Source organism: Paenibacillus paludis (assembly GCF_042610515.1).
In the GTDB taxonomy this organism is placed as follows: Bacteria; Bacillota; Bacilli; order Paenibacillales; family Paenibacillaceae; genus Paenibacillus_AQ.
This window is the reverse complement of the sequence record NZ_JBGJZP010000001.1, coordinates 219,152-240,323: the sequence shown is the minus strand read 5'-3', so window position 1 is coordinate 240,323 and position 21,172 is coordinate 219,152. Positions and strand designations below refer to the sequence as shown.

20 protein-coding genes and 1 riboswitch are annotated in these 21,172 nt (G+C 44.3%); of the genes, 6 read left to right on the top strand and 14 right to left on the bottom strand.

Annotated features, from left to right (window positions below; all coding sequences use genetic code 11):
• The first annotated feature begins 72 nt into the window (after positions 1 to 72).
• Positions 73 to 420, top strand: coding sequence for a VOC family protein (locus ACAN56_RS01015; protein WP_379139828.1), 348 nt, complete (start codon positions 73 to 75; stop codon positions 418 to 420).
• A gap of 106 nt (positions 421 to 526) precedes the next feature.
• Here the strand turns inward: ACAN56_RS01015 and ACAN56_RS01010 are convergent, their stop codons facing one another.
• The 3 genes from ACAN56_RS01010 to ACAN56_RS01000 all read right to left on the bottom strand — a co-directional run bounded on the left by ACAN56_RS01010 (position 527) and on the right by ACAN56_RS01000 (position 2,825).
• A complete protein-coding gene (locus ACAN56_RS01010; RefSeq protein ID WP_076110877.1) occupies positions 527 to 715 on the bottom strand; it encodes a hypothetical protein in 189 nt (62 codons plus the stop codon).
• A gap of 129 nt (positions 716 to 844) precedes the next feature.
• Complete coding sequence (locus ACAN56_RS01005; protein ID WP_379139825.1) at positions 845 to 2,266, bottom strand: flotillin family protein; 1,422 nt, start codon at positions 2,264 to 2,266, stop codon at positions 845 to 847.
• 22 nt (positions 2,267 to 2,288) lie between these two features.
• Entirely contained in the window at positions 2,289 to 2,825 is a 537-nt protein-coding gene (locus ACAN56_RS01000) for an NfeD family membrane protein (protein WP_489685687.1), read from the bottom strand.
• A gap of 168 nt (positions 2,826 to 2,993) precedes the next feature.
• Positions 2,994 to 3,180, bottom strand: a riboswitch (cyclic di-AMP (ydaO/yuaA leader).
• A gap of 319 nt (positions 3,181 to 3,499) precedes the next feature.
• Between ACAN56_RS01000 and ACAN56_RS00995 the strand changes: the two genes are divergently transcribed.
• The 3 genes from ACAN56_RS00995 to ACAN56_RS00985 are packed head-to-tail and all read left to right on the top strand — an operon-like array spanning position 3,500 to position 7,191.
• On the top strand, positions 3,500 to 4,924 hold the full coding sequence (locus tag ACAN56_RS00995; protein ID WP_379139820.1) for a spore germination protein: 1,425 nt from the start codon (positions 3,500 to 3,502) through the stop codon (positions 4,922 to 4,924).
• A gap of 36 nt (positions 4,925 to 4,960) precedes the next feature.
• Complete coding sequence (locus tag ACAN56_RS00990) at positions 4,961 to 6,055, top strand: GerAB/ArcD/ProY family transporter (protein ID WP_052092101.1); 1,095 nt, start codon at positions 4,961 to 4,963, stop codon at positions 6,053 to 6,055.
• On the top strand, positions 6,052 to 7,191 hold the full coding sequence (locus ACAN56_RS00985) for a Ger(x)C family spore germination protein (protein ID WP_038592399.1): 1,140 nt from the start codon (positions 6,052 to 6,054) through the stop codon (positions 7,189 to 7,191). The genes ACAN56_RS00990 and ACAN56_RS00985 overlap by 4 nt, the downstream gene beginning before the upstream one ends.
• 45 nt (positions 7,192 to 7,236) lie before the next feature.
• On the opposite strand, the gene ACAN56_RS00980 is transcribed toward ACAN56_RS00985, so the two are convergent.
• The 5 genes from ACAN56_RS00980 to ACAN56_RS00955 form a co-directional block, all read right to left on the bottom strand.
• Entirely contained in the window at positions 7,237 to 8,001 is a 765-nt protein-coding gene (locus tag ACAN56_RS00980; protein WP_038592396.1) for an ABC transporter permease, read from the bottom strand.
• Positions 7,998 to 8,747: an ABC transporter ATP-binding protein gene (locus ACAN56_RS00975; RefSeq protein WP_379139817.1), complete on the bottom strand. Its 750-nt coding sequence runs from the start codon at positions 8,745 to 8,747 to the stop codon at positions 7,998 to 8,000. Before ACAN56_RS00975 ends, ACAN56_RS00980 begins: the two co-directional genes overlap by 4 nt.
• 58 nt (positions 8,748 to 8,805) lie before the next feature.
• Positions 8,806 to 9,543 (bottom strand): hypothetical protein, encoded by a 738-nt coding sequence (locus ACAN56_RS00970; RefSeq protein ID WP_379139815.1) that lies wholly within the window; start codon positions 9,541 to 9,543, stop codon positions 8,806 to 8,808.
• Positions 9,544 to 9,554: 11 nt separating this feature from the next.
• A complete protein-coding gene (locus tag ACAN56_RS00965) occupies positions 9,555 to 10,346 on the bottom strand; it encodes an SPL family radical SAM protein (RefSeq protein WP_379139813.1) in 792 nt (263 codons plus the stop codon).
• A gap of 396 nt (positions 10,347 to 10,742) precedes the next feature.
• Positions 10,743 to 11,654 carry a helix-turn-helix transcriptional regulator gene (locus ACAN56_RS00955; protein ID WP_379139811.1) on the bottom strand — a complete coding sequence of 304 codons (912 nt, stop codon included), beginning with the start codon at positions 11,652 to 11,654 and terminating at the stop codon, positions 10,743 to 10,745.
• Between the two features lie 122 nt (positions 11,655 to 11,776).
• Here ACAN56_RS00955 and ACAN56_RS00950 point away from each other — a divergent pair, with 122 nt between their 5' ends.
• Entirely contained in the window at positions 11,777 to 12,238 is a 462-nt protein-coding gene (locus ACAN56_RS00950; protein WP_379139809.1) for a VOC family protein, read from the top strand.
• On the opposite strand, the gene ACAN56_RS00945 is transcribed toward ACAN56_RS00950, so the two are convergent.
• The gene (locus ACAN56_RS00945) at positions 12,227 to 12,523 is read right to left on the bottom strand and encodes a hypothetical protein (RefSeq protein WP_379139807.1); all 297 of its coding nucleotides are present in this window, start codon (positions 12,521 to 12,523) and stop codon (positions 12,227 to 12,229) included. The two genes, ACAN56_RS00950 and ACAN56_RS00945, sit on opposite strands and share 12 nt — an antisense overlap.
• Before the next feature lie 56 nt (positions 12,524 to 12,579).
• Positions 12,580 to 14,373, bottom strand: a complete 1,794-nt coding sequence (locus tag ACAN56_RS00940; protein ID WP_379139805.1) for a hypothetical protein — start codon at positions 14,371 to 14,373, stop codon at positions 12,580 to 12,582.
• A 337-nt stretch (positions 14,374 to 14,710) separates the two neighbouring features.
• Here ACAN56_RS00940 and ACAN56_RS00935 point away from each other — a divergent pair, with 337 nt between their 5' ends.
• Positions 14,711 to 15,568 (top strand): helix-turn-helix domain-containing protein, encoded by an 858-nt coding sequence (locus ACAN56_RS00935; RefSeq protein WP_379139803.1) that lies wholly within the window; start codon positions 14,711 to 14,713, stop codon positions 15,566 to 15,568.
• 93 nt (positions 15,569 to 15,661) lie between these two features.
• Here ACAN56_RS00935 and ACAN56_RS00930 read toward each other — a convergent pair whose 3' ends face one another.
• The 4 genes from ACAN56_RS00930 to ACAN56_RS00915 all read right to left on the bottom strand — a co-directional run bounded on the left by ACAN56_RS00930 (position 15,662) and on the right by ACAN56_RS00915 (position 21,043).
• Complete coding sequence (locus tag ACAN56_RS00930) at positions 15,662 to 17,281, bottom strand: response regulator transcription factor (protein WP_379139801.1); 1,620 nt, start codon at positions 17,279 to 17,281, stop codon at positions 15,662 to 15,664.
• Between the two features lie 118 nt (positions 17,282 to 17,399).
• The gene (locus ACAN56_RS00925; RefSeq protein WP_379139799.1) at positions 17,400 to 19,136 is read right to left on the bottom strand and encodes a sensor histidine kinase; all 1,737 of its coding nucleotides are present in this window, start codon (positions 19,134 to 19,136) and stop codon (positions 17,400 to 17,402) included.
• A 102-nt stretch (positions 19,137 to 19,238) separates the two neighbouring features.
• Positions 19,239 to 20,084, bottom strand: a complete 846-nt coding sequence (locus tag ACAN56_RS00920; protein WP_379139797.1) for a carbohydrate ABC transporter permease — start codon at positions 20,082 to 20,084, stop codon at positions 19,239 to 19,241.
• Entirely contained in the window at positions 20,081 to 21,043 is a 963-nt protein-coding gene (locus ACAN56_RS00915) for a carbohydrate ABC transporter permease (RefSeq protein WP_038592364.1), read from the bottom strand. Before ACAN56_RS00915 ends, ACAN56_RS00920 begins: the two co-directional genes overlap by 4 nt.
• Positions 21,044 to 21,172 lie beyond the last annotated feature (129 nt).

Genomic DNA, 21,172 nt, shown 5'->3' with positions numbered 1-21,172 from the left:
TCTAATTTAAATATCGAATATCTAATGTAATCGGATAGCTAAAAATTTGATGACAGACAGGAGTTAGAGACAATGATAAAAGGTTTCGGAGGAATATTTTGGAGAACTAAGAATCTTGAAGATGTAAAAAAATGGTACACTGAAGTGCTGAAGATTGAAATGGAAAATTGGAATGGTACTGTGATAAAACCCCAAGTAGGAAATGAGACTATCTTTTCTTTCTTTACCGAGAATGACAATTATTTTCCAATAGAACAACAAGTGATGTTGAATTTTCAAGTATATAATCTAAACGAGACTATTAAGCATCTTGAACATATTGGTGTACCTCTTGCAAAGAACAAAGAGATTAGTGAATATGGAAAGTTTGTTTGGATTGAAGATCCTGAAGGCCGACTGATTGAGCTTTGGGAGAAATAACGAGTCCCGGATGATAGTTCCGCCCTCCTTTCAGGGGTAGAACGTAATAATCATTTTTTAAGCCGATCCAGAAAAGGATCGGCTTATTTTTATAGCTTTCTTCAGATCAATCACGTTTGTTCTCAACAGATTTCATACGGTTCTGATCGTCAGGCACCCGGTCAATACTGAATTCCTGCCCTGCTTCTAACTCACCATGGCCGCAAACACTTCGGGAAAAATTTGTGAACTGCCTTTTTTGCTCATCCATTTCGTGTTTTCGCTTAAGCAGCTCCTGCGGATCCTGATTTGTCATAATCTTAACCTCCTAGGAAATCAAAATAAGTCTCCAAACATGGAATCATGCTGTTTATTCGCACTACAGAAGTTTTCCATAATAGAGCGTTGCTTATGCAAGGAATTCAATATCCCAGCTTGTATAGAATTATTGCTCTTTATCCCGGCCGAGCAGCCCGCTGAGAGCCTCTGTCACGTTCATACCGGTAAGCGTCTGTGTCAATTCAGGAACCTGGGCCATGATTTTGGCGATATCGCCGGTAATTTTGTTTACGCCGGATGAAGCTCCATCCTGGGAAATCACTGTAATCTTATCGACCTTGGCCAGCGGGGAAGCGATTTTGTCAGCCAGCTCTGGCAGAACCTTCAAGAATTCCACTATAAGGGCGGCTTGCGTGAACTGTTTGTACGCTTCAGCTTTCTTCTCCAGTGCCCCCGCTTCCGCTGCTCCGGCCAGCTGAACAATTTCCGCGTTGGCTTTTCCCTTCGCCAGTTCTGCTTCCGCTGTTGCCAGCCCCCGTTTGGTCATTGTGGCCGCCTCTGCTTCCGCCTCAAGAATTTGCCGCTGCTTAGCTGCTTCCGCTCTCATGATCGTAGCCTGGTTCTCCGCCTCAGCAGGCTTGATCACCGTTGCCTCCAGCTCCCTCTGTCTCAGCTCAACTTCGATTTCCCGGACGGTCCGGTTGGCCTCCGCTTCCATCTGCGTGATCTTGACCTGTTCGGTAACCAGCGACTGTTTGATTTTGTTCTGCTGCAATTCGTACGCAAGATCCGCCTGTGCTTTCTTCACTTCAGTCTCCAGCTTAAAGTCCGCCTGCTTAATGTTCAAATCCTTCTCGAACAGAGATTCCTTGGCGCGGGCGGCGGTTCCCGCTTCAATGGTGGCCTGATGCGCATTGGCTTTGGCAATGGCGGATTCCTTCTCCGCCTCGGCTTGTTTGATCTGAATGTCGCGTTCTGCTTCCGCCTTGGCGATGCTGGCATCACGGCGGATGCGCTCAATTTCCGGAACCCCCATATTGTCGATATACCCTTTGTCGTCAGTAATTTTCTTAATGGTGAAGCTGACTACCTCAAGCCCCATCTTGTCGAGGTCTTCCGAGCAGGTCTCCCGCATCTTGCTGTTGATTTCGTCAGGTGTCTTTAGAATGGATTCTACCGTTAATTGTCCGATCAAGCCGCGCAAATGACCTTCCACCGAATGCAGGATAATCGTCTCACGGTCTTCTTCCGGCCTGTCGATAAACTGCTCACTGGCAGTCAGAATAGCGGTAGGATCGCTTTTAATCTTAATCTGGGCTACCGCCTCCAGGTTGAGCTTGATGCCCTGCCGGGAGAACATCGCCTGCGCCGGGATGACATCGAAGCTCATCAGCATCATGGAGATGGTCTTATTGTTCTGGAAGCCGGGAATGACGAACGTCCCGCCGCCCTGAACCACTCTTTTTCCGCCGAGGCCGAATACAATCATCGCCTGATTGGGCGGAACCTTTTTATAAGCGTTCACGATACTGAACAAAGCCAGCAGGATAACAACAACAATTGCCGAGATTAAATAAAGAATAACCATTCGGTTCGACACTCCCCGTTATTTATAATTGTTCGTTTCCCCTCTCGAAGAGGGTGACTACCGCCATTCCTTTATCCACCTTCAAAATAATCACCCTGTCACCCTTGGCGAGCTGCTGGCCGGTTTCTGCCCGCACTCCAATGGAACGCATCGTTCCATGCAGCACATATTTCATCTCTCCCACTGCTCCATCCACTGCAGAAATACTGATGTACCCGAGTTGTCCCGCCTGCTCATAATCCATTTTATTCATGCTACTATCATACCGAGTCATCACCCGGGCCAGCACCGCATATATCAGACAGCCCAGCAGCAAGGCAAGCACGGTGCAGATCAGCACCACTGCTAGCATATTCATTCCGCTGAACCGGGTAAGCACATAACCACTGCCGCCCCAGACCGTGACAAACACCATCAGAGGGAGTATGGGCACAAAGCCCGGACCACCAGCATCGCCACCTCCCATATGCAGATGACCCGCCAGGCCATGCCCATGAAATCCGCCGCTGAGGAGAAGCAGCAATCCAACCCAGAAGCACACGATAAATACAGTAACGATAACAATCCCCCCTTTAAAGCATTTTAGATAGTTGCCTAATGACTCTGATTTACGTTGTTATAAGATTATTAAACTCTTATACAGATCAACTTTCCTTTCTGCATGCTCAGCAAAAAGACCACAGAAGCATCAGGGCTCTCCGTGGTCGGTTAATCGATCATGGCGCTCATCCTCTCTCTTCGAGGCTTACGGGGTTAGCTGACGGATTCGGGCAGCGAGATTGCCCTACCTTGTAAGAAGCGGCTGTTCAGCACGCACAAGGATTCACCCCAAGTGAGCGGCAGCTATCTGAGCAAAAGCCGCATTCACCATTGGTTCCCCCGTTCCCATTATCGGAATTCAGCCATTTGAGAACAGTTATATTACATTCGGTTGTTGATTTGAATCTTACGCCTGTGACCATTTAATGTAAAACGTTGCGGATGGCAAAAGAAGCCCAAAATGCCACCACTTCACGAATGAATGCGCATTCTTTGGTTTTACTCTTAAGCGATTGATGATTTGCTCATTTTTGCTCTACTTCATGTCCCTAGGAAAACAAAACAGAAACCTCTGCTGCTCAACATCATCCGCCGTACTCTTCTGTATCACACGTTAAAGCTCCCGTCAGGAATATTCTGCAAATCATCCGGGAACGTTAAAAGCAAAACTAATCGAAAGTTGAGCGCCTTATAATGACTAACCAAACTCAGACCTCATTTCCTTCTGTAGATCAAAACTCCGATTATATCGAAGCCGCACTATTCTATACAAGTGACCTCAAAAAAAGAAACTTATCCTTTCAGGGAAGGGAAGGAATGGTCTTTTATCTGGAGTCTCTCACTGATACGGAATTGATTGAACGGAACGTGATTGTTCCTTTTAGCCGTAATCAGGACAAAGACCTCTCTAAGCTTTTCACAACACTTAGTTTCAGTTTGGAAACAGAACTAAACCAAGGTATTCAGGGACTTCTTGAAGGAAGCTGTGTTTATTTTTTAGAAGGAATGTCTGAATTCTATGTCCTCAACACTCCTGCCAAATACGAACGAAGCATTAGCGAACCTGAGAATGAAGGGGTTATTCGGGGACCTCATAACGGTTTTATTGAACAGATGAAGGTTAACTTATACCTGATTCGCAAACAAATAGCCTCCCCAAACCTTATTGTCCGCTACTTCACACTTGGGAAATTCGCCCCCAAACAGGTAGGCTTAGTCTATATGGAGAATATCGCCAACCCTGAATTGATAAAGATTGTAGAATCAAGAATAAAGAAAATTTCGCTCGATTGGATAATCTCCACTGGCTTTATTCAGGAATTAACGGAGGATAACTCCTTCTCCATATTTCCGCAACTAATCAATACGGAGCGTCCGGATCATACCTCAGCTTATTTGCTGGACGGATATGTCGCCATACTGCTGGATGGGGACCCCACAGCTCTGATTTTGCCGGCGAGCTTCTTCAGCTTTTATCAGACACCGGATGACTATAACAATCGATGGATGATCGCTTCTCTTGTCCGGTTTATCCGTCTGATCGGCTTTGTAACAGCATTTCAGTTGCCAGCGCTCTACATTGCCACCGTTTCTTTCCACTCCAATGTCCTTCCCTTGCAATTGTTTTTTTCGATTCAAGGTTTATTGACCCGGGTCCCTTTTCCTCCGCTGATTGAAGCGATGCTGCTTGAACTTATATTCGAACTGCTGCGGGAAGCAGGACTTCGTCTGCCCAGCCGTGTAGGTCAAACTATTGGGATTGTTGGGGGGTTGGTCATCGGGGATGCAATTGTTAAGGCGGGATTGGTTTCTTATTCGATGATCATTGTTGTAGCGTTGACTGCCATTGCATCTTTTCTTATCCCTTCCAACGAAATGAGCTCTGCTATCCGGTTTATGCGGTTTCCATTGATGATTGCTGCCTCATTATTCGGATATATTGGGATATCATTTGGGTTAACACTCATTTTCATACATTTGTGCAAGCTAGAATCATTTGGGCAACCCTACCTGAGACCCTTAAGTCCGTTGAAATTTCAAGGCTTGAAAGATACCTTCGTACGCTTTCCAATTTGGTCTATCCGAAAGAGTTCAAGCAACCCAAAAACGGATAAATGATCATTAATTTACACAGTACTTACAGGAGTTGATACGGTGGCTCAAAAAGAAAAAATGATCACAAGGGGACAACTCTTCCTTTTTATTATTCAAGCCCAAATCGGTGTTGGTATTCTGTCTCTTCCTAACAAACTTAACGAAACTGCCAAAGGTGGAGGTGGACTTTCTGTTTTAGTTGCAGGGGTTATTACCCAACTTGTCATCATTCTTCTGTGGGTCCTGCTGAAGAAATTCCCCGGACTTAACCTATTCGGTATTTGCATGAAACTTGCAGGCCCGATTATTGGCAGTCTATTGACTATTCTGTATATTGGTTACTTTATTCTGCTTGGCTCCAATATTATGCTTAGTACCGTTGAGGTGCTCCGGAGATGGATGCTGCAAACTACGCCAAGATGGGCTGTACTAGCTCTTTTTTCTATCATGACTCTCTACCTCGCAAGAGAAAAGCTGACAGTGTTGGCAAGATTTTATACGCTGGCTTCCGTGCTTTTTATTCCTCTATTTTTATTTATCATCTATGGATTAACTCAAGCCCATCTGGAAAATATGTTACCGCTATTGGAAAAAGGCTTCTGGAATATCGTGAAAGGAGCAAAGGAAACAACCATATCTATGTATGGTTTCGAATTAATGCTGATCATCTACCCGCTGTCTGAAGGTACAGATAAACAAAAATTGATAACGGTCAGTCTCTCTAACTTGTTTGTGACCCTGTTCTATTTCTTTGTGGTCTCTACCTGTCTGATGTTCTTTAACTCCGAGCAAATCAAAATGATTCCCGAACCGGTCATTTACTTAATGAAATCTCTAAGCTTTTTCATTGTAGACCGTGCAGATATCTTGTTTTTGCCGATCTGGACCATAACCCTTGTATGTTCTATCGTAAGCTATTGCTATGCAGCGTCCATTGGGCTCAGTGCTTTATTTAGACGGAAAAGCCATCGGAAATTTACTCCGTTTGTGAAAATCATTACATTTATGATCGCGCTTGCGCCAGTAACTTCTGTTGGCATTCATCTACTGGATACAGCCTCTACAAATGCCGCCTATCTCTTTATTGCTGGATTCCCGCTGCTAATGTTAATCATTTCTCTATTTATAAAGAGAAAAGGAAGTGGCCTTGCATGAGATGGCGCGTGAAATTAGGAACGGTTGCACTGTCGGTGCTGATTATTCTTTTCCCCCTCAGCCTGACAGGATGCTGGGACCGGGAATATTTGAAAGACTTGCATCTGGCCTACAGTGTGGGGTTTGATCTAACTGAAAATGGAAAGATAAAAGAAACTGTGGAATTAATCATTCCACCTGATATTGAGCAAAAATCCACTACGAACGAAATTCATACGAGTTATGGACATAACCTACGTAGTGCCAGCAATGAGATGCGTAATCGAGTGAGGGGAAACATAAGATTTCTGAAAAATGGTTTTCAATTACTCGGAAAGTCAGTGGTAGAGCAAGGCCTTTACTCTAAATTGGATGTGAACTTCAGGGATCCAACCAACCCGACATCCAACGTTAGGGTAATTATTGCGGAAGGAAATGCCTCCGACATTCTTGAACAAAAAATGGTTGGGGAATTAAAAATTGGCGATTTCATTACCCAAAAGATTGAAAGTCTTGAGGAAATGAGTGTATTCCCAAAAGAAACGTTAGATACCGTGTTCCGGTTCCTGAAGGATCCGGGGCAGGACTTTGCACTTCCCTATATAGCTATAGAAGGCAATGAGATTATAACGAAAGGATTGGCCCTTTTTAATGATCAGTATTATAGTGGGATGCTGAATCCGGATCAGTCAATATTACTAGTCCTGCTGAAGGGGCAAAAGGGGAAAAATGCGCGATTCACAAAGAAAATTGTTCTGGGCTATCCGGATAATATACAGGAGTACATTACCATTAATGTTGGTTTAAAAAAAGTGAAACGTAAATTCAAGGTATCGGTATCTGCTGACGAAAGTGTTGATGTCAATTTGGAGTTGAAACTTCAAGCCATCGTAGAAGAGTTTCCCGGAGAGCATTCGCTAAAAGAGAAAGATCTTCAAAAAATAAATCAAGCGCTTTCGGACATTCTCACAAAGGAAGCCGAATCGGTTGTGGAAGAAGTCCAAAAGGCTAACTGTGATATCTTTGGTGTGGGGAGAAAGCTTATTGCTTATCATCACAATGTCTGGAAGGAGAAAAATTGGTCTGAGGATTATCGTAAAGTGCAATTCCACCCTAAAGTGGAGGTTAAAATTGTAGATACCGGGATTCTTGAGTAGAGATGTTCCCAACCTTCTAAGGTGAATATCCGCTAAGCTCATGAGCTAATATTTGCCGGCTCCCGGCAGCTGCAGACGTAGGCCGGCAGTGAAGAACAGCCGGTAAATAAGTACGCTAAGCAGTATGCTTGTAATGGCAGCGGATGACGTGAAAGAGAAGACGATGAGTATCTGATAACGCACGGCTATGACCGGATTGGCCCCAGCAATAATCATCCCGGTCATCATCCCGGGCAGTTGTACAAGCCCCACAGTCTTCATGCCGTCAATCGTAGGAATCATACTGAATTTCACAGCCCTGGCTCTGACGGTCTGCATAGCCTGCTGAGCGGTTGCCCCCAGGGACAGCAGTGTTTCGATTTCCCCTTTATTCTGTTGAACCTCATGCTTAAACTGGTTAATGAATAGGCCGGAGACGACCATAGCACTTCCGATTGTCATTCCACTGATCGGAATAATATATTGCGGTGTAGCATCGATAATATGCAATCCGAGCAGTATTCCCATCATCATCAGCTCCGAGGCGGAAATTGCCACCGCAATCCTCCATACCAGCCCCGGCAGCCCTTTGCCTCGCTTGGCGGCATTAAATGAAGCAACACCAATCATAAAAAAAATGATTAAAATGACAAAGGCCATATGCTCCGCCTGAAAAATAAACTGCAGCACATAGCCTACCGCCAGCAGCTGAACGGCAGAACGGATCGTGCCTATGGCTATGTCCTTTTCCAACCCAAGCTTCTGCCAGATGGAGATCAGCATCGTTCCGATGACAAACAGCAGTGTAAAGCTAAGCGCGGTTAAGCTCATGAGTGCTCTCCCCCTTCCGTACTCTGGATATATTTCCGGGCCAGTTCCGCTACCGGTTCCTTAAATAAGCAATCACTGCTATGATCCTGCAGGCTACCTTGGCTCAAAATCCATGTTCTGCTGCTGATTCTGCGGGCCTGTTCCAGATCATGCGTTACCCATACGAAGGAGGTTCCTTCCTTCTGATGCCAATCTAGCAGCAGCGCTTCAACCTTCTGTGAACTGTTCATATCCAGTGAAGCTGTGATTTCATCCAGCAACAGTATCCGGGGACGGAGCAGCAATGAACGGATCAGCGATATCCGCTGCTTCTCTCCGCCTGAGCAGTCTGCCGCTTTCTTCCCGAGATCCAGATAATCGAGACCGAGCTGCTCTATGAGCTGTGCGGCAAGAATCGAATCATAAGGAGTACCGTGCAGCCGGCTGACCAGCCGTAAATTGTCCTCCACACTGCCTGGCAGCATTACCGCTTGCTGCGCTACATAAGTTACTGCCATGCGCCATTGCCGGGGATTTATATCCTTGAACGAGACACCTTCCACGATCAAATCGCCTTCATCGGGAGAGTCCAGCAGCGCCAGAATCCGCAGCAGCGTGCTTTTCCCTTGGCCTGAAGCACCTATGAGGGCAATCCGGTCCGGCTCCGGGAGTTGAGCAGAGATGTGTGAGAACAGATATCTAGATGCATGATTTCCAGTGTCCCAATGGTATTTGGACAGATTAGATATTTCGAATAATCCACTCAACGCGAATCCTCCCTTCCGCCAAAAAGCTTGGCGATAATCAATTCATCTATTCTATCATTTACATGTTCTCAATATTGAAATCTTTGAGTTTTATTAATTGTCGCTTCCCTCTATTTCCCCGCTCCGTCGTCATCTTCCCATCTTCATTTGTTTTCTGGATAATATAATCTCCAGTTAGTAAGTTATAATCTTGTTCATCTGCTTCTTCTTGAGTTGCATTTCCAGAAAAGTACTCTCCCATCGTCGCCCCGATCAAATACCATTCATTATCTTGAAATCTAAATCTATATTTGTTGTACCATCTCCAGTTACTGCCTCCATAATCACTAACGACAACAGATCCTCTATCAATAGAAAGAGATTCAAAAGGGTCTCCCCAAACGCCTCCTTCATCCGATTTTAAAATGACTTTGTCTGCAATTATTGATAACAAGTAAGAATCATTTGTTCCAAACGCTATTAGTAAGGACCGTTCAGGAGCCTCTTCTGTATTAGGTTGTAGTTGCTCAATTATCATTGCAACATCCGTAACTCCATCTTTATTTAAATCACCTTCTGTTGTAACAGGTTCATCATCTTGAATTAGTACTCTCCATCCAGATGGTATTAATGTAATAATATCCTTCGATGGTTTTTCTTCTACTTTCACTTCTTCTGAAAGTGGCTCATTGGTGTGGTTTGCTACTACATCGGATTTGGAAGAAGGATGGTCACTGGAATTAACATTGCTACTATTACAAGCAGAAAAAAGGAATATATTAAAAAGTATTATTAGTACATAACCAATCGTTCTCATAAAGACTCCCCTTAGTCGGTTGAATTAATTGACTCGAAAACAAACTTTACTCTCTCAGTTTTACCCCGCTTTTCTTTAATATCTTCATAGTAAACATCCGTATTATTATAGATTATGTCTTTGTAAGTCTTAATTAAATGAGGGTAATGATTGCCGATGAAACGTTCCAACCTTAGTGCTGGTCTAGTGTTTCGTTTTAATCTAACCTTATCTAAAAATACAGGAATGTCTTGATCTATTGCGCTAATCATTGAATCTATATCTGTAATACCAGGTAAAATCGGAGTAATAAATACCCATACAGTAATTCCCATTCGGTGTAACTGATTTGCTGTCTGTATATTACTCATAAGAGTATAATCATCGATTTCACTCAACTGTTGCAGGTTAGATAATCCTAAAAGTAAAGTGAATTTGTTCCCCATAGGTTTTATTACATCAATATCTCTAAAGATAAGTTTTGATCCGGCTTTAGTTGTAACCATACATTTCAAGTTTAACTTACTTAATTCAAGTAAACATTTTCTTGTTAATTGGTATTTCCGTTCTATCTCCATATAAGGATCACACTTACTACCCAAGTACACAGTATCTTCTTTGTTCCATTGAATAAGTTCTTTTTGCAAAACATCTGAAATATTAACTTTAACATTCAAGTCAGTATTCCAAGTCTCATCTTCTAATTGGAAACAATAAGGACATCCAATTGTACATCCATCATACGGGTCTATAATCGGCACTGTCCCCCCATCCGGGGGATATTCATAAGTCATTGAACTCTTAACAAATATTTCTTTAAGCATTTTTACCATCTCCATTCATCATCTTATAACAAGATGGTAAAGTAATTCTCAAAAAAAATATAGACTTATAATTGCTGATTTGCTATGATGTTGAATAAGGTCTTGAAAAAAAATGACATACGAATCCATGGGTCATATATGATCTATGGTTTTTTTATGTTTTCGTTGATTTCAGCTATCGTACCTGCGTTTACGAACTCTCACAGGCTTAAAGGCGTTAGCCCCGGGAGTCAATCCGTATGTATTATTTATTAGACTTCAAGGAAAGCGCATTAATGCCTCTTTTAAAATCCTCATTCCCCGCTCCGTGTGAAGCAGCTCATATGGCTGAATGTTATCCAGTGCCGGTACCTTTCTAAAAAGCCATTCGGCCAGCTGATATGCAATGGGGATTCTTTAGGTATATTTCTTTATCATGGCACTTAGAAACTCTCGAAAATCTTCAACATATGTTTGAGGCTCTATGATTTCTAATTCAGATCCAAAACTAGCCAAAAACCGGAATCCGATATGGTTTTGCGGCACATCTATTGTGGCTTTTAAAAATTCAGAATTATAGGCTTCAATCCTTTTCTGCCCGTATCTTTCAATAAAGTGATCTTTTATGCTATGCGAGATCAATGCTTTAATTGTAATTAATTCCGGTTGATAATGTTGTTCGGTTTTTTGCTCAGTCAAAAAATCTCTAGGAACAAATGTTTTGATATCGATATTAAGATTATCTGTTCTGGACAATTTAAAAGTCCGATACTCCATTCGATTTAAACAAAACCCCTTCAAATACCAACTCATTTCACTAAAATGAAGCTGGTATGGCTCGATCATTCTATTCGTCTTCCCTCCACTTCCATCTATATAGTCGAAGCTAAGTAATCTTCCTTGTACTATTGCTTCTTGACAAGTCTTTAGTATTTGAAGAATTTCAGAACGACCGTCCCAGTCATAAAATGACAGTTGAATTGAACCTTTCCAGGTTGCTGAGCCTATCATTGATTCGATTTTTTTAAGAGTTAGCTCAACTTCGTCACTAAATAGAATTTGTCCCAATCCGCCCAATGCGGTTAGGATATTTTCTAAGTCTTTACTGCTTAAAAGTCGTTTGTCTAATTTGTATTCATCCATAATCCCGTATCCGCCCTTAACTCCATTTATAGAATAAATAGGTATATTAGACAAACTGAGAGTTTCCATATCACGTAGAATCGTTCTTTTGGACACGTTAAATAATTGTGCAAATCCGGTTGCGGAAACAACATTCTTTTGCAGCAAGATCATTACAATAGATATTAGTCTTTCAATTTTATTCATATTGTCCCTCCCTGATAATCCTTTTAAGGTGAAAAAAATTATCCCAAAGCTATAATAGGTGACAAAATAGCTGTCACCTATTATAGCTTATACTTCATGTATTACAAGGAGGAGGTTTTTTCATGTCAGTTATTGCATATTTAAATTTTGATGGGAATACAGAGCAGGTCATTGAGTTTTATTCAGAAGCTCTGAATTCAAGTAAAGTAAAAAAAGTGAAATACAAGGATTTTCCACAAGATCCAAACTACCCTATGCCAGAAAATGAATTGAACATGATTATGGAGTCATCGTTAGAATTCGCTGGTGGACAAATAATGATGTCGGATATTCTGCCTTCGATGAAGAAAGTAACAGGCGAGTTTGTTAAAGGCAACAATATACTGATTAGTATCGTTATTGATGATAAACAGGCACTGGAAAATTACTTTTCCAATTTGTCTGTGGGAGGTTATATTATTATGCCGTTATCAGAAATGCCTTGGTCTTCCTGCTTCGGAATGTTAGTTGATAAATTTGGTGTTGTTTGGAAGTTTAATAGCGACGCTTATAAGTTCCTTGATCGTTTAGTTTCAAACCAATAACTTCGAGGGCTTCCGAAAGTAAGCCTGGAGGCGGGGTAGCTTTCGCTTGCCCGCAATCTGCTGAAAAGCATATAGTGGATGAAAAAAATAACCGGACCGGATAGGGATAATCCCCTGCCCGGTCCGGTTTTCACTTTTTTTACGCAAAAGATTGTCTAATGGTCGAAGAAAATCTACTTTAAGGACATCCTGCTCCTTTTGAGTCTTGCAAAAGGCTATTAATTCAGTTTCATATTGTTGTTGCTTTTCCAATTGAACTTCGTTTTCTTCCCACCATGCTTTCATGGCTTTTGGGTCCTTTCCATCCTCATTGTGCCCGTGTCACTTATAATCACCAACAGCTACTTGACGTTCGCTTCCCAGTAGTCGCCGACCAAGCCTTCTATAACACTTCCGCTGGCCCAAGGCATCAAACAGAACCAGGTACTTGCCGGAGAACCGTCGCTGTAGCTCTCCGTTACCAGCCCTTCAGAATGACAAAATCTCTCGGACATCCAGCCCGTTTTGCCATGGTCGAATTCCTTATCAAAGCGGTTGTAGGTCTGGCACCCCCAGCCGACCGTATCCAGCATCCGCTGCCGGACGTATGAATCATCTCGCTGCTGTACGAAGTAGTACAACTCATCCACAATATTACTGGACATCGGATGAATATGCGGATTGGCGACAGAGGTAACGCTTCCCCCGCAGCTGGACCAGCCGATCTTGCTTAGCGGAGGTACCTTAACCGGTGAGTTGTAAGCAAATTTAAAGGTGAATTCGTAATCAATTGCATCCCTCATATGATCGAGATACAGTTCATCACCAGTGAGGGCGTGCAGGAATCTGACAGTTTTGATGTATGCCAGAATTCCTTCGGAATCTACCGCCTTATCAGCATCTAGTGGAGCCCCATAACATTCCATTCGTTTCACATAGGTTTCATAATAATGTTTTTCGCTGCGCTTCAGGCTGTCCAGATGCGTTCTGTCCCCGGTTAGCCAGCTGTAGTATGCCATAGCCGCCATGCACCATGTTCCGCTGAAGGAATCATATTCAAGTCCGGCACCGGTTCTCTCGGATAGAATGGTCGGGTATTCTTCATCCGAATTTTTGCTTTTCTCCAATACGAGGAGAACCTCCCTTACAAAGATCATCCAGTCCTCATGAAGGCAATCTTTAATCCTTTTTTCAAATTCATACGCCTTCATAATATAATACATAGCCTGCGCGCACAGATAGGCAGAATGCCCTGGAGTACGCATCCCGTCAAACCACCAGCCGCTTATACTCCATTTCCCATCCTGATATGCCTCATAAGGTAGCCCGGAAGCAGGATTTAAGGAATTCTCGATGATATTCTCGATACAGGAAAGCGCCTGCTCGCGCATGGACTCATCCCCAAGCCTCAGCGCGGCCATCAGAACCGGAGTGGCTACAGACAAACCGTCTGTCCAACTGATCGAGATTATTTTATTGTAGCGGTAACCGCCTGTTTCCTTGTCTTCATAAACAAATGTGGAATAACTCCGGTCCTCAGGTAACCACGCATATTGATAAATAGCCTTTGACAGGTCAGCAGCAGCCGTCCGGATATCACTGCCCTGTCTTGGATGCTGATGATAGCGGTAATAGATGTCTTCCAGCGCAGCATTGATGCCCAGCTCAGACTCGGTTTCGTACTCATACAAATCCATTGTGAACTCCACCGACTCAGCAGCAGCCAGTTCAAAGCAATTCTTATCAAGAGGAGCCCGTTCCTTGACCAGACGAGATTTAATGAATAAAAGCGGTGCATTCTCATAACCAAGCGTATACCCGACTGTTCCTTTGGCAAGCGAGCATGTATAGCCGCCATACTGGTAGAACTCACCCGGCAGGTCCGGTTTCCACTGGGTTTTGACCCCATTCTTGTTTATAAAATAAGGGCTGGCACAAAGTCCATATATTTTGCCCGTGTCATATACAAGAGCCGCTGGATGTGACAATCGGTCGCTTCGCACCATCCACCAAGGAGAAGACGGTCGTGAAGGATTTCCTTCTCTCAACCTGGGGAACTCATTCGGAACATTCTGCGGAGCTTCACCGCGGTTTCGGCCGTACATAAATGCCGGCAGGAAGAACCGCGGATTTACTTTTGCAAACGGCAGCTCCATATGAATGACTCCTGACCACGTTGAACTGCTTAGATTTCTTATCCGTACCACTGCCTGAAATGGCTGTTTGGCGCTACCGCTACCGCTACCGCCTGTTATCTCTACAGATGAACTTAGTCCGTGCCTGTCTAATCCGGAATATTCGGTATCTTCTTGAAATTTGCTTCTTGCAGTTATAATAAGTTCCATGATAATACCCTCCAGTCTGTTGTATGCAAAAAAACGCTTGTCATATTCACCCTAACGTGCTAGGATAATGACATTTTAATGTAGTTCCAGAGAATAATCATTGCAAATTCCGCTATAATTATTGCGCGAATAGATCAGGAGGTAGCAGATGAACGAGCCTTTTGAGCTTCGTTATGATCCCATCCAGAAAGATTTCCTCTACCTGCACAGGATTACTACTTATAACCTGGGGACCTTCTATCACCGACACGAAGCCTACGAGCTGTACTTGTTTCTGCGCGGCAACGTCAACTTTTACATTGAGAACAGCTGTTACCGTTTGGAACCTGGTGATTTGCTTGTAATAAATCCGGAGGAAATGCACCGTTCCTTTAGCCTCGATGAATCTGAATATGAACGGATTACGATTAACCTCCAGAAATCTTATTTGCATCGCCTCTCTACTCCGGCAACCCATTTATCCGGGTGCTTCGACTACCGCCCTAAGGGGAAAGGAAATATTGTGCATTTAGAGGAAGCGCAGTTGAAGCGGTTTTTGCAATTAACAGGCGATCTGGAGGAAGCACTAGCTTCTGATGCGTATGGAACAGATATTCAGGGCAATTGCTGTATCGCTCAATTATTAGTTCTGACCAATACTGTTTTTCACAATGCAAGCTTTATTCCTACCGATATCATGCCGGAGCTGGTTCGTAAAACTATGGATTATATTGAAGCACATCTTGCGCAGGACATCACACTTGAACAGCTTGCCGGCATTTTTCATTTGAATAGCACTTATATCAGCCGCCAGTTCAAAAAACATACGGGGTTAACGCTCCGTTCGTATATCGTAGACCGCCGCATCGCACTCGCCAAATCCTATCTCTATGAGGGGCTCAGCATTACCGAAGCATGCTATCAATCCGGTTTCAGCGACTACGCGAACTTTATCCGCAGTTTTACCAAGATCGTAGGAATATCACCCGGCAGGTTCGCCAAAAAAAACGCAAGCCTTCCAGAGTAGAAGGCTTGCGTTATAAAAGATGGGAATCACCCTGTCTCCATCGGCCCAGCACCGTTCCATTCCTCGTATAGAGGATGCTGTCCTTCGGGAGCGTTAGCTTTTTATAAGTTCTGTAGGGTTCATACCGGTTATTTTTTTGAACAAAGTGCTGAAGTAGGGAATGTTCTTATAACCGACCCGTTCTGCCACTTCATACACCAGCATATTCCGCTCCATGAGCAACTCCCGAGCTTTCTCGATCCGAACCCGGGTCAGGTAGTTATTGAAGGTTTCTCCAGTAATATTCTTAAAAATAATAGACAAGTGGTTGCGCGAAATGAATACCTTATCCGAAAGCTCGGCGAGTGTCAGCTCTTCCGCATAGTGCTCATGAATGTAACTGGTCATGAAATCGACAACCTGCCGATGCTTGCTGCTTCCTTTCCATTGCCTGTTGCTGCAGATCTTGGTGATTTTGTCTATAAGCCAGCTTGCCAGTTGGTCCGGTACGATCAGGCTGCTGATCTCCTTGGCAATCTGGTCATTAGTGAACAGTTCATCCAGTACAAAGCCGGATTCATACAACGAATAGGTTATAATTCCCCATAGCTCGCTTCCAAGCATTTGTACGTATCCCTGTGATATCCCCTCTTGCTTTTTCATTTCCGTTATATATTCCAGCACAAGCTGATGGGCTTCCGCTTCCTGAGATACCTTCATTGCTGTTGCCAGCTTATACGAGAACTTGACCGGAAAAAGGGCGACATTTCCCGGTTCGCTGCTGCTGTTCTCCCGGTACATATACACTTCATGTGCGGAAGCGACCCGTAATGCTCTTTGATCCATCGCGCGGAAAGCTTCCTCTGTCGAGTCGGAAAGCTTGGTCCATGTATCCTTCACTCCCCCGATTCCTATACGTGTAACCAGCTTGAGATAGCTGCCGATGCTGTCAATCAGCCGGATTCCCAGCTCTTCCAGCTTGTCTTCTAACTGTTCGAGCTGTCCTGCATCCGGATGAATAATCAGTAATGTTCTGGTACTGTGCAGCTCTGTGTATTCCAGATCCGGGAACAGCTTACGCGCTACTTCACAAGCAATATTGCTGACCGCAAACCTGAAAAGGTTCCAATCGGAGACGGATAGACATCTGGCTCGTTCATCACGGATCAGCTCGATGCCGACAGTGACATGCTTGCGCTCCTGCCAAAAAAGATATGACGGGGGAAGAGGTGTGCTGTCTCTGTATGCATGGCCCAGGGTACCAACAGCTGCGGAGCGAACCCACTCCAGTTCAACAAAAGGCTCATACATCGTCATTTTAAACTCAAGCTCCCACTGCCTGATTCGCTTCTCTTCCGCTTCCTCAAGTTCCTGTACGACATTGCTTAGAATCGATTTTAACGTCGGCAGACTGATTGGCTTAGAGACATAGTCGGTCACATGAAACCTTAGAGCCTGTCTCGCATGCTCAAAATCTGAATATCCGCTCAGAATAATGATTTTACCTTGGAATCCTTCCTTTCTAAGCTGCTCCATCATATCCAGACCGCTCATCACGGGCATATAAAGATCAGTGATCACAATGTCCGGTAGGGTACGGCGGATTACCTCCAGTCCGTCCTCTCCGTTCATAGCTTCTCCAACCCACTCAGCTCCCAGCTCATCCCAGGGAATCGCCCGTTTCATCCCCTTTAGGACTTGGCGTTCATCATCAATGATTGCGATTTTCCACATTACGTTTACCTCCTTAACTCCTTAAGTACGAAAGCACGGCTGCTTCTCATACCAACGGAAGCGCTTACCGAAATAATATGTGCGTTTGTATATTGACCATTGAGCTATCTATTAGGGATCAGTCCTTTTTGGTTAGAGGATCTGTCAGCAGCGGGAGCGTTATTTCCACTCTTGTTCCACCTTCTTCACGTTCTCCAAGTTCAATTCCATAACTCTCCCCGAAGTAACCGGAAATTCTCTCTCTCACATTGCGTATACCGTAGCCTCCTGTATGACGGTTATGGGACCTGTCTTCAGGCTGCTTGAGTCCGGCACCATTATCCTCGATTACAATATGCAGAGTATCTCCCATTTTCTCCATTACGATAGACACATAGCCGCTTTTCTGTTTGTTGAATCCATGAACGATAGAATTCTCCACGAACGGCTGTAGTGTAAGCTTCGGAATGTATAACTCCTGTAGCTCAGACGCTGCCTCAATCCTGTATTCAAGCCCTTCTCCCCAGCGCAGCTGCTGGATTTCCAGATAACACTTTATATGCAGCAGTTCATCTTCTATTGTGATAAAGCTGTTGCCGTTGGACAGGCCGATCCGAAACATACGGCCCATTAGCTCCAAAATGCGGCTAAGTTCGTTTTGTCCGGCCTCAATCGCCATCCAGTTGAGTTGATCCAGCATATTATATAGGAAATGTGGATTGATATTAGCCTGAAGCGCCTCAATTTCAGCTTTCCGTTGCTGATCATAACGGCGCTCGAGAGAGAGATACAGTTCTTCAATCCGTTCGTTCTGCTTCCGGTAACCGGAAAATAAATAACCGAATTCATTCTCATAATCCACCGGAAGTTCTACATTGTCGCCTCCTACGGAATACAGTCGCATCGCAGTTACAAGTTTTTTGATCGGCTTGGTAAACTGCTTGCTTAAAAAGTGGGTCAAAAGTAGTACCAGCAGCACTGCAGCAATACCGATCAGACCGATCCACTCCGCCAGCTTCAGGCTGCTTGCCGTGATCTGTTTCCAAGAGGTGAATTCGATTAGGGTCCAGATGGAATTATCCATTCTTGAATAGACGAGTAGCGTATCGCGGGATCCATTGGTTGCCGGGATATGGACATAGCCCGATTTATTGCTTTTGAGATCAATCCACTGGGACCAGTCATTCTGGTCAATGGCATCGCCTATTTTCATAATTTGCTGTCCTTCGCTGCTTGCCATGATCCGGTTAGATCCGTCGGAATTGCCGGTTAGCAGTTTCCGGATCTCGTTGGCCTTGATGTGGACGACAAGGACACCTAAATAGTCATTCTCATTTATTATTTTTCTGGAAAAGCTGAGCACCGGAACCTCACCTTGCGCGCTGGTAAAATTATACTCTTTGGACCAGCAAAAGTCGCTCTTCGCCAGACATCCGGCCCCCTCCTGCTTGTTAAGATCCGTAAGGTTCCGGAATTGGATGTAGCTTTGCCGTTCACTTAGGATAGGGTTATCCATATACAGGTCAATCCCTTGAATCAGCGGGATCGCATAGGTCAAATTCGCGAGTGCACTTTCTACACCTGAACGTCTGCGGTATCTCTCAAATTCATCCTGCCTGTTCAGGAGAAAATTTATCAGCTCGCTGTCGCGCGAGCTGGACAGTGAAATCTGCTCGATCATGACTAGCCGGGTCGTAATTTCATTATTCAACTCATCCAGCAACTGCTGTTGGTAATAGGAGGTAGTCTTTACGAGCGCCTTGGATGAATTGCTGTAGCTTGTCCATGCTGTAACACCGATAACCGCAATAAGTACTATGGCAAAGCTATGAAAAAACAGGCGGTCAATTCTGTATTTTTTAAAAGGATTGCTCAAACGCTCTACCTTCCTTCAACTCCGGTTCAGACACAATAAACGGTAAAGCTGCGAAGGGTATTCGAAGCTTTACCGTTAACGTATGGATGTTTTTTTAACATCTTATCCTTTAATTCCTGTTGTTGCAATCCCTTCAACGAAATACTTCTGAAGGAACATGAAGACAATAGTTGCAGGAAGAATTGACACTAGTGACATGGCAAGCAGTTGACCCCACTCCGCCGCTGATTGCGAGTCATTGATCATACGCAGCGCGAGTCCAACAGTATACTTGTCCACGCTGTTGATGTACAGGAGATGACCTAGGAAATCGTCCCAATTCCACAGGAAGCAGAAGATTGTCACGGTAACGATCGCCGGAAAGGCAAGAGGCATAACAACTCTCCAAAAGATACCGAACCAGGAGCACCCGTCAATTTTGGCCGATTCGTCAAGTTCTCTGGGAACACCGCGTATAAATTGGATCAGCAGGAAGACGAAGAAACTGCCGCCTGCCCCACCGGCAAGCAAATGGGGGACAATAAACGGGAGATACGTATTCACCCAGCCAAGCTGGTAGAACAATGCGTATTGAGGGATGATCAGCACTTGTCCAGGCATCATTAAGGTCAGCATCAGGATGGAGAACCAGAAATTCTTCAACGGAAAATCCAATCTCGCAAAACCGAAGGCAACCAGGGTGCAGGATAGCAGCGTTGCGACGATTACGGCAAATTCAAGTCCGAAGGTATTAAGATAGAAATCCGTAAACGTGTGTCCGGGAACCGAACTCCAGCCTTTTGTGAAGTTGCTCCATTGCGGGACAGCTGGGAAAATCGACGGCGAGCCAAGCTCTGTACTGTGCTTCAGTGAAGCACCGATCCACCAGAGAACCGGGTAAACCATAATGAAGCTGAAGAGTATCATGAACAGATGGCGAAACGCAGGCTTCAATTTTAGTGTTGTCATTTACGTTTTTTCCCTCCAGTGTCTGTTTCATAGAATACCCAATACTTCGAGGTGTAAGAGATCAGTACAGTGGCTGCAATAATTCCGACCAGCATAATCCAGGCAAGTGCTGAAGCATATCCCAGCTCGTAACGGCTGAATGCCCTTTCATACAAGTACATCGCATACACATAAGTGGAGTTCATCGGCCCGCCGTTCGTAATCACAAATGCGGAAGTGAACATTTGGAAGGCTCCAATAACTGCCATAATCAGGTTGAAGTAAAGAATCGGTGAAAGCATCGGCAGTGTGATTTTGAAGAATTGAGTTACTTTATTGGCCCCATCCACAGAAGACGCCTCGTACAGATCATTAGGAATTTGCTTCAGGCCGGCCAGAAAAATAACCATGGTGGAGCCGAATTGCCAGACCGTCAGCAGAATCAGCGTGCCAAGTGCCGTATCGGGACTTGTAATCCAGCCCTTTCCTTCAAAACCGAAGACGCCAATCAGTTTGTTAAAGACCCCGTCTACACCAAAAATGTTGCGCCAGAGCAGCGATACCCCGATACTCCCTCCGATAAGTGACGGGAAATAGATCGCCGTGCGGTAGAAGCTTATTCCTTTTACCGCCTTGCTGAGTATCATAGCGACAAAGAGAGCCGCTATAAGCTTCAAAGGTACGGAAGCCAGCACATAAGTGAAGGTTACCTTAGCGGATTGAATGAATTTGGGATCCGCTGTAAAGATACGCTCATAATTGCGGGTACCGATCCACTTCATCGGCTGCATCAAAGTGTAGTCGGTGAACGAATAGTACAGTGATAAAAATAACGGATACGCCGTAAGTGTTAGAAACCCAATAAGCCATGGCGAAATAAACAAATAGCCTGCAAGCGGGGCGTTCCATCTGCTTCGAAAGTATGAGCTTTTTTTCGTCTTCGCAGCAGATTGGGCTATAGTGGCTGTGGAACGGTTCATCTGTGGTCACCTCTTGTGGTTAATTTTTATACTTTAAGTATATAATCCGCTTATCATCCGCTAAAGGAGGGGAATGCTCGAATTCTTTCAAAATATAACGATAAAAAAAAGAAGCGGTATTCACCGCTC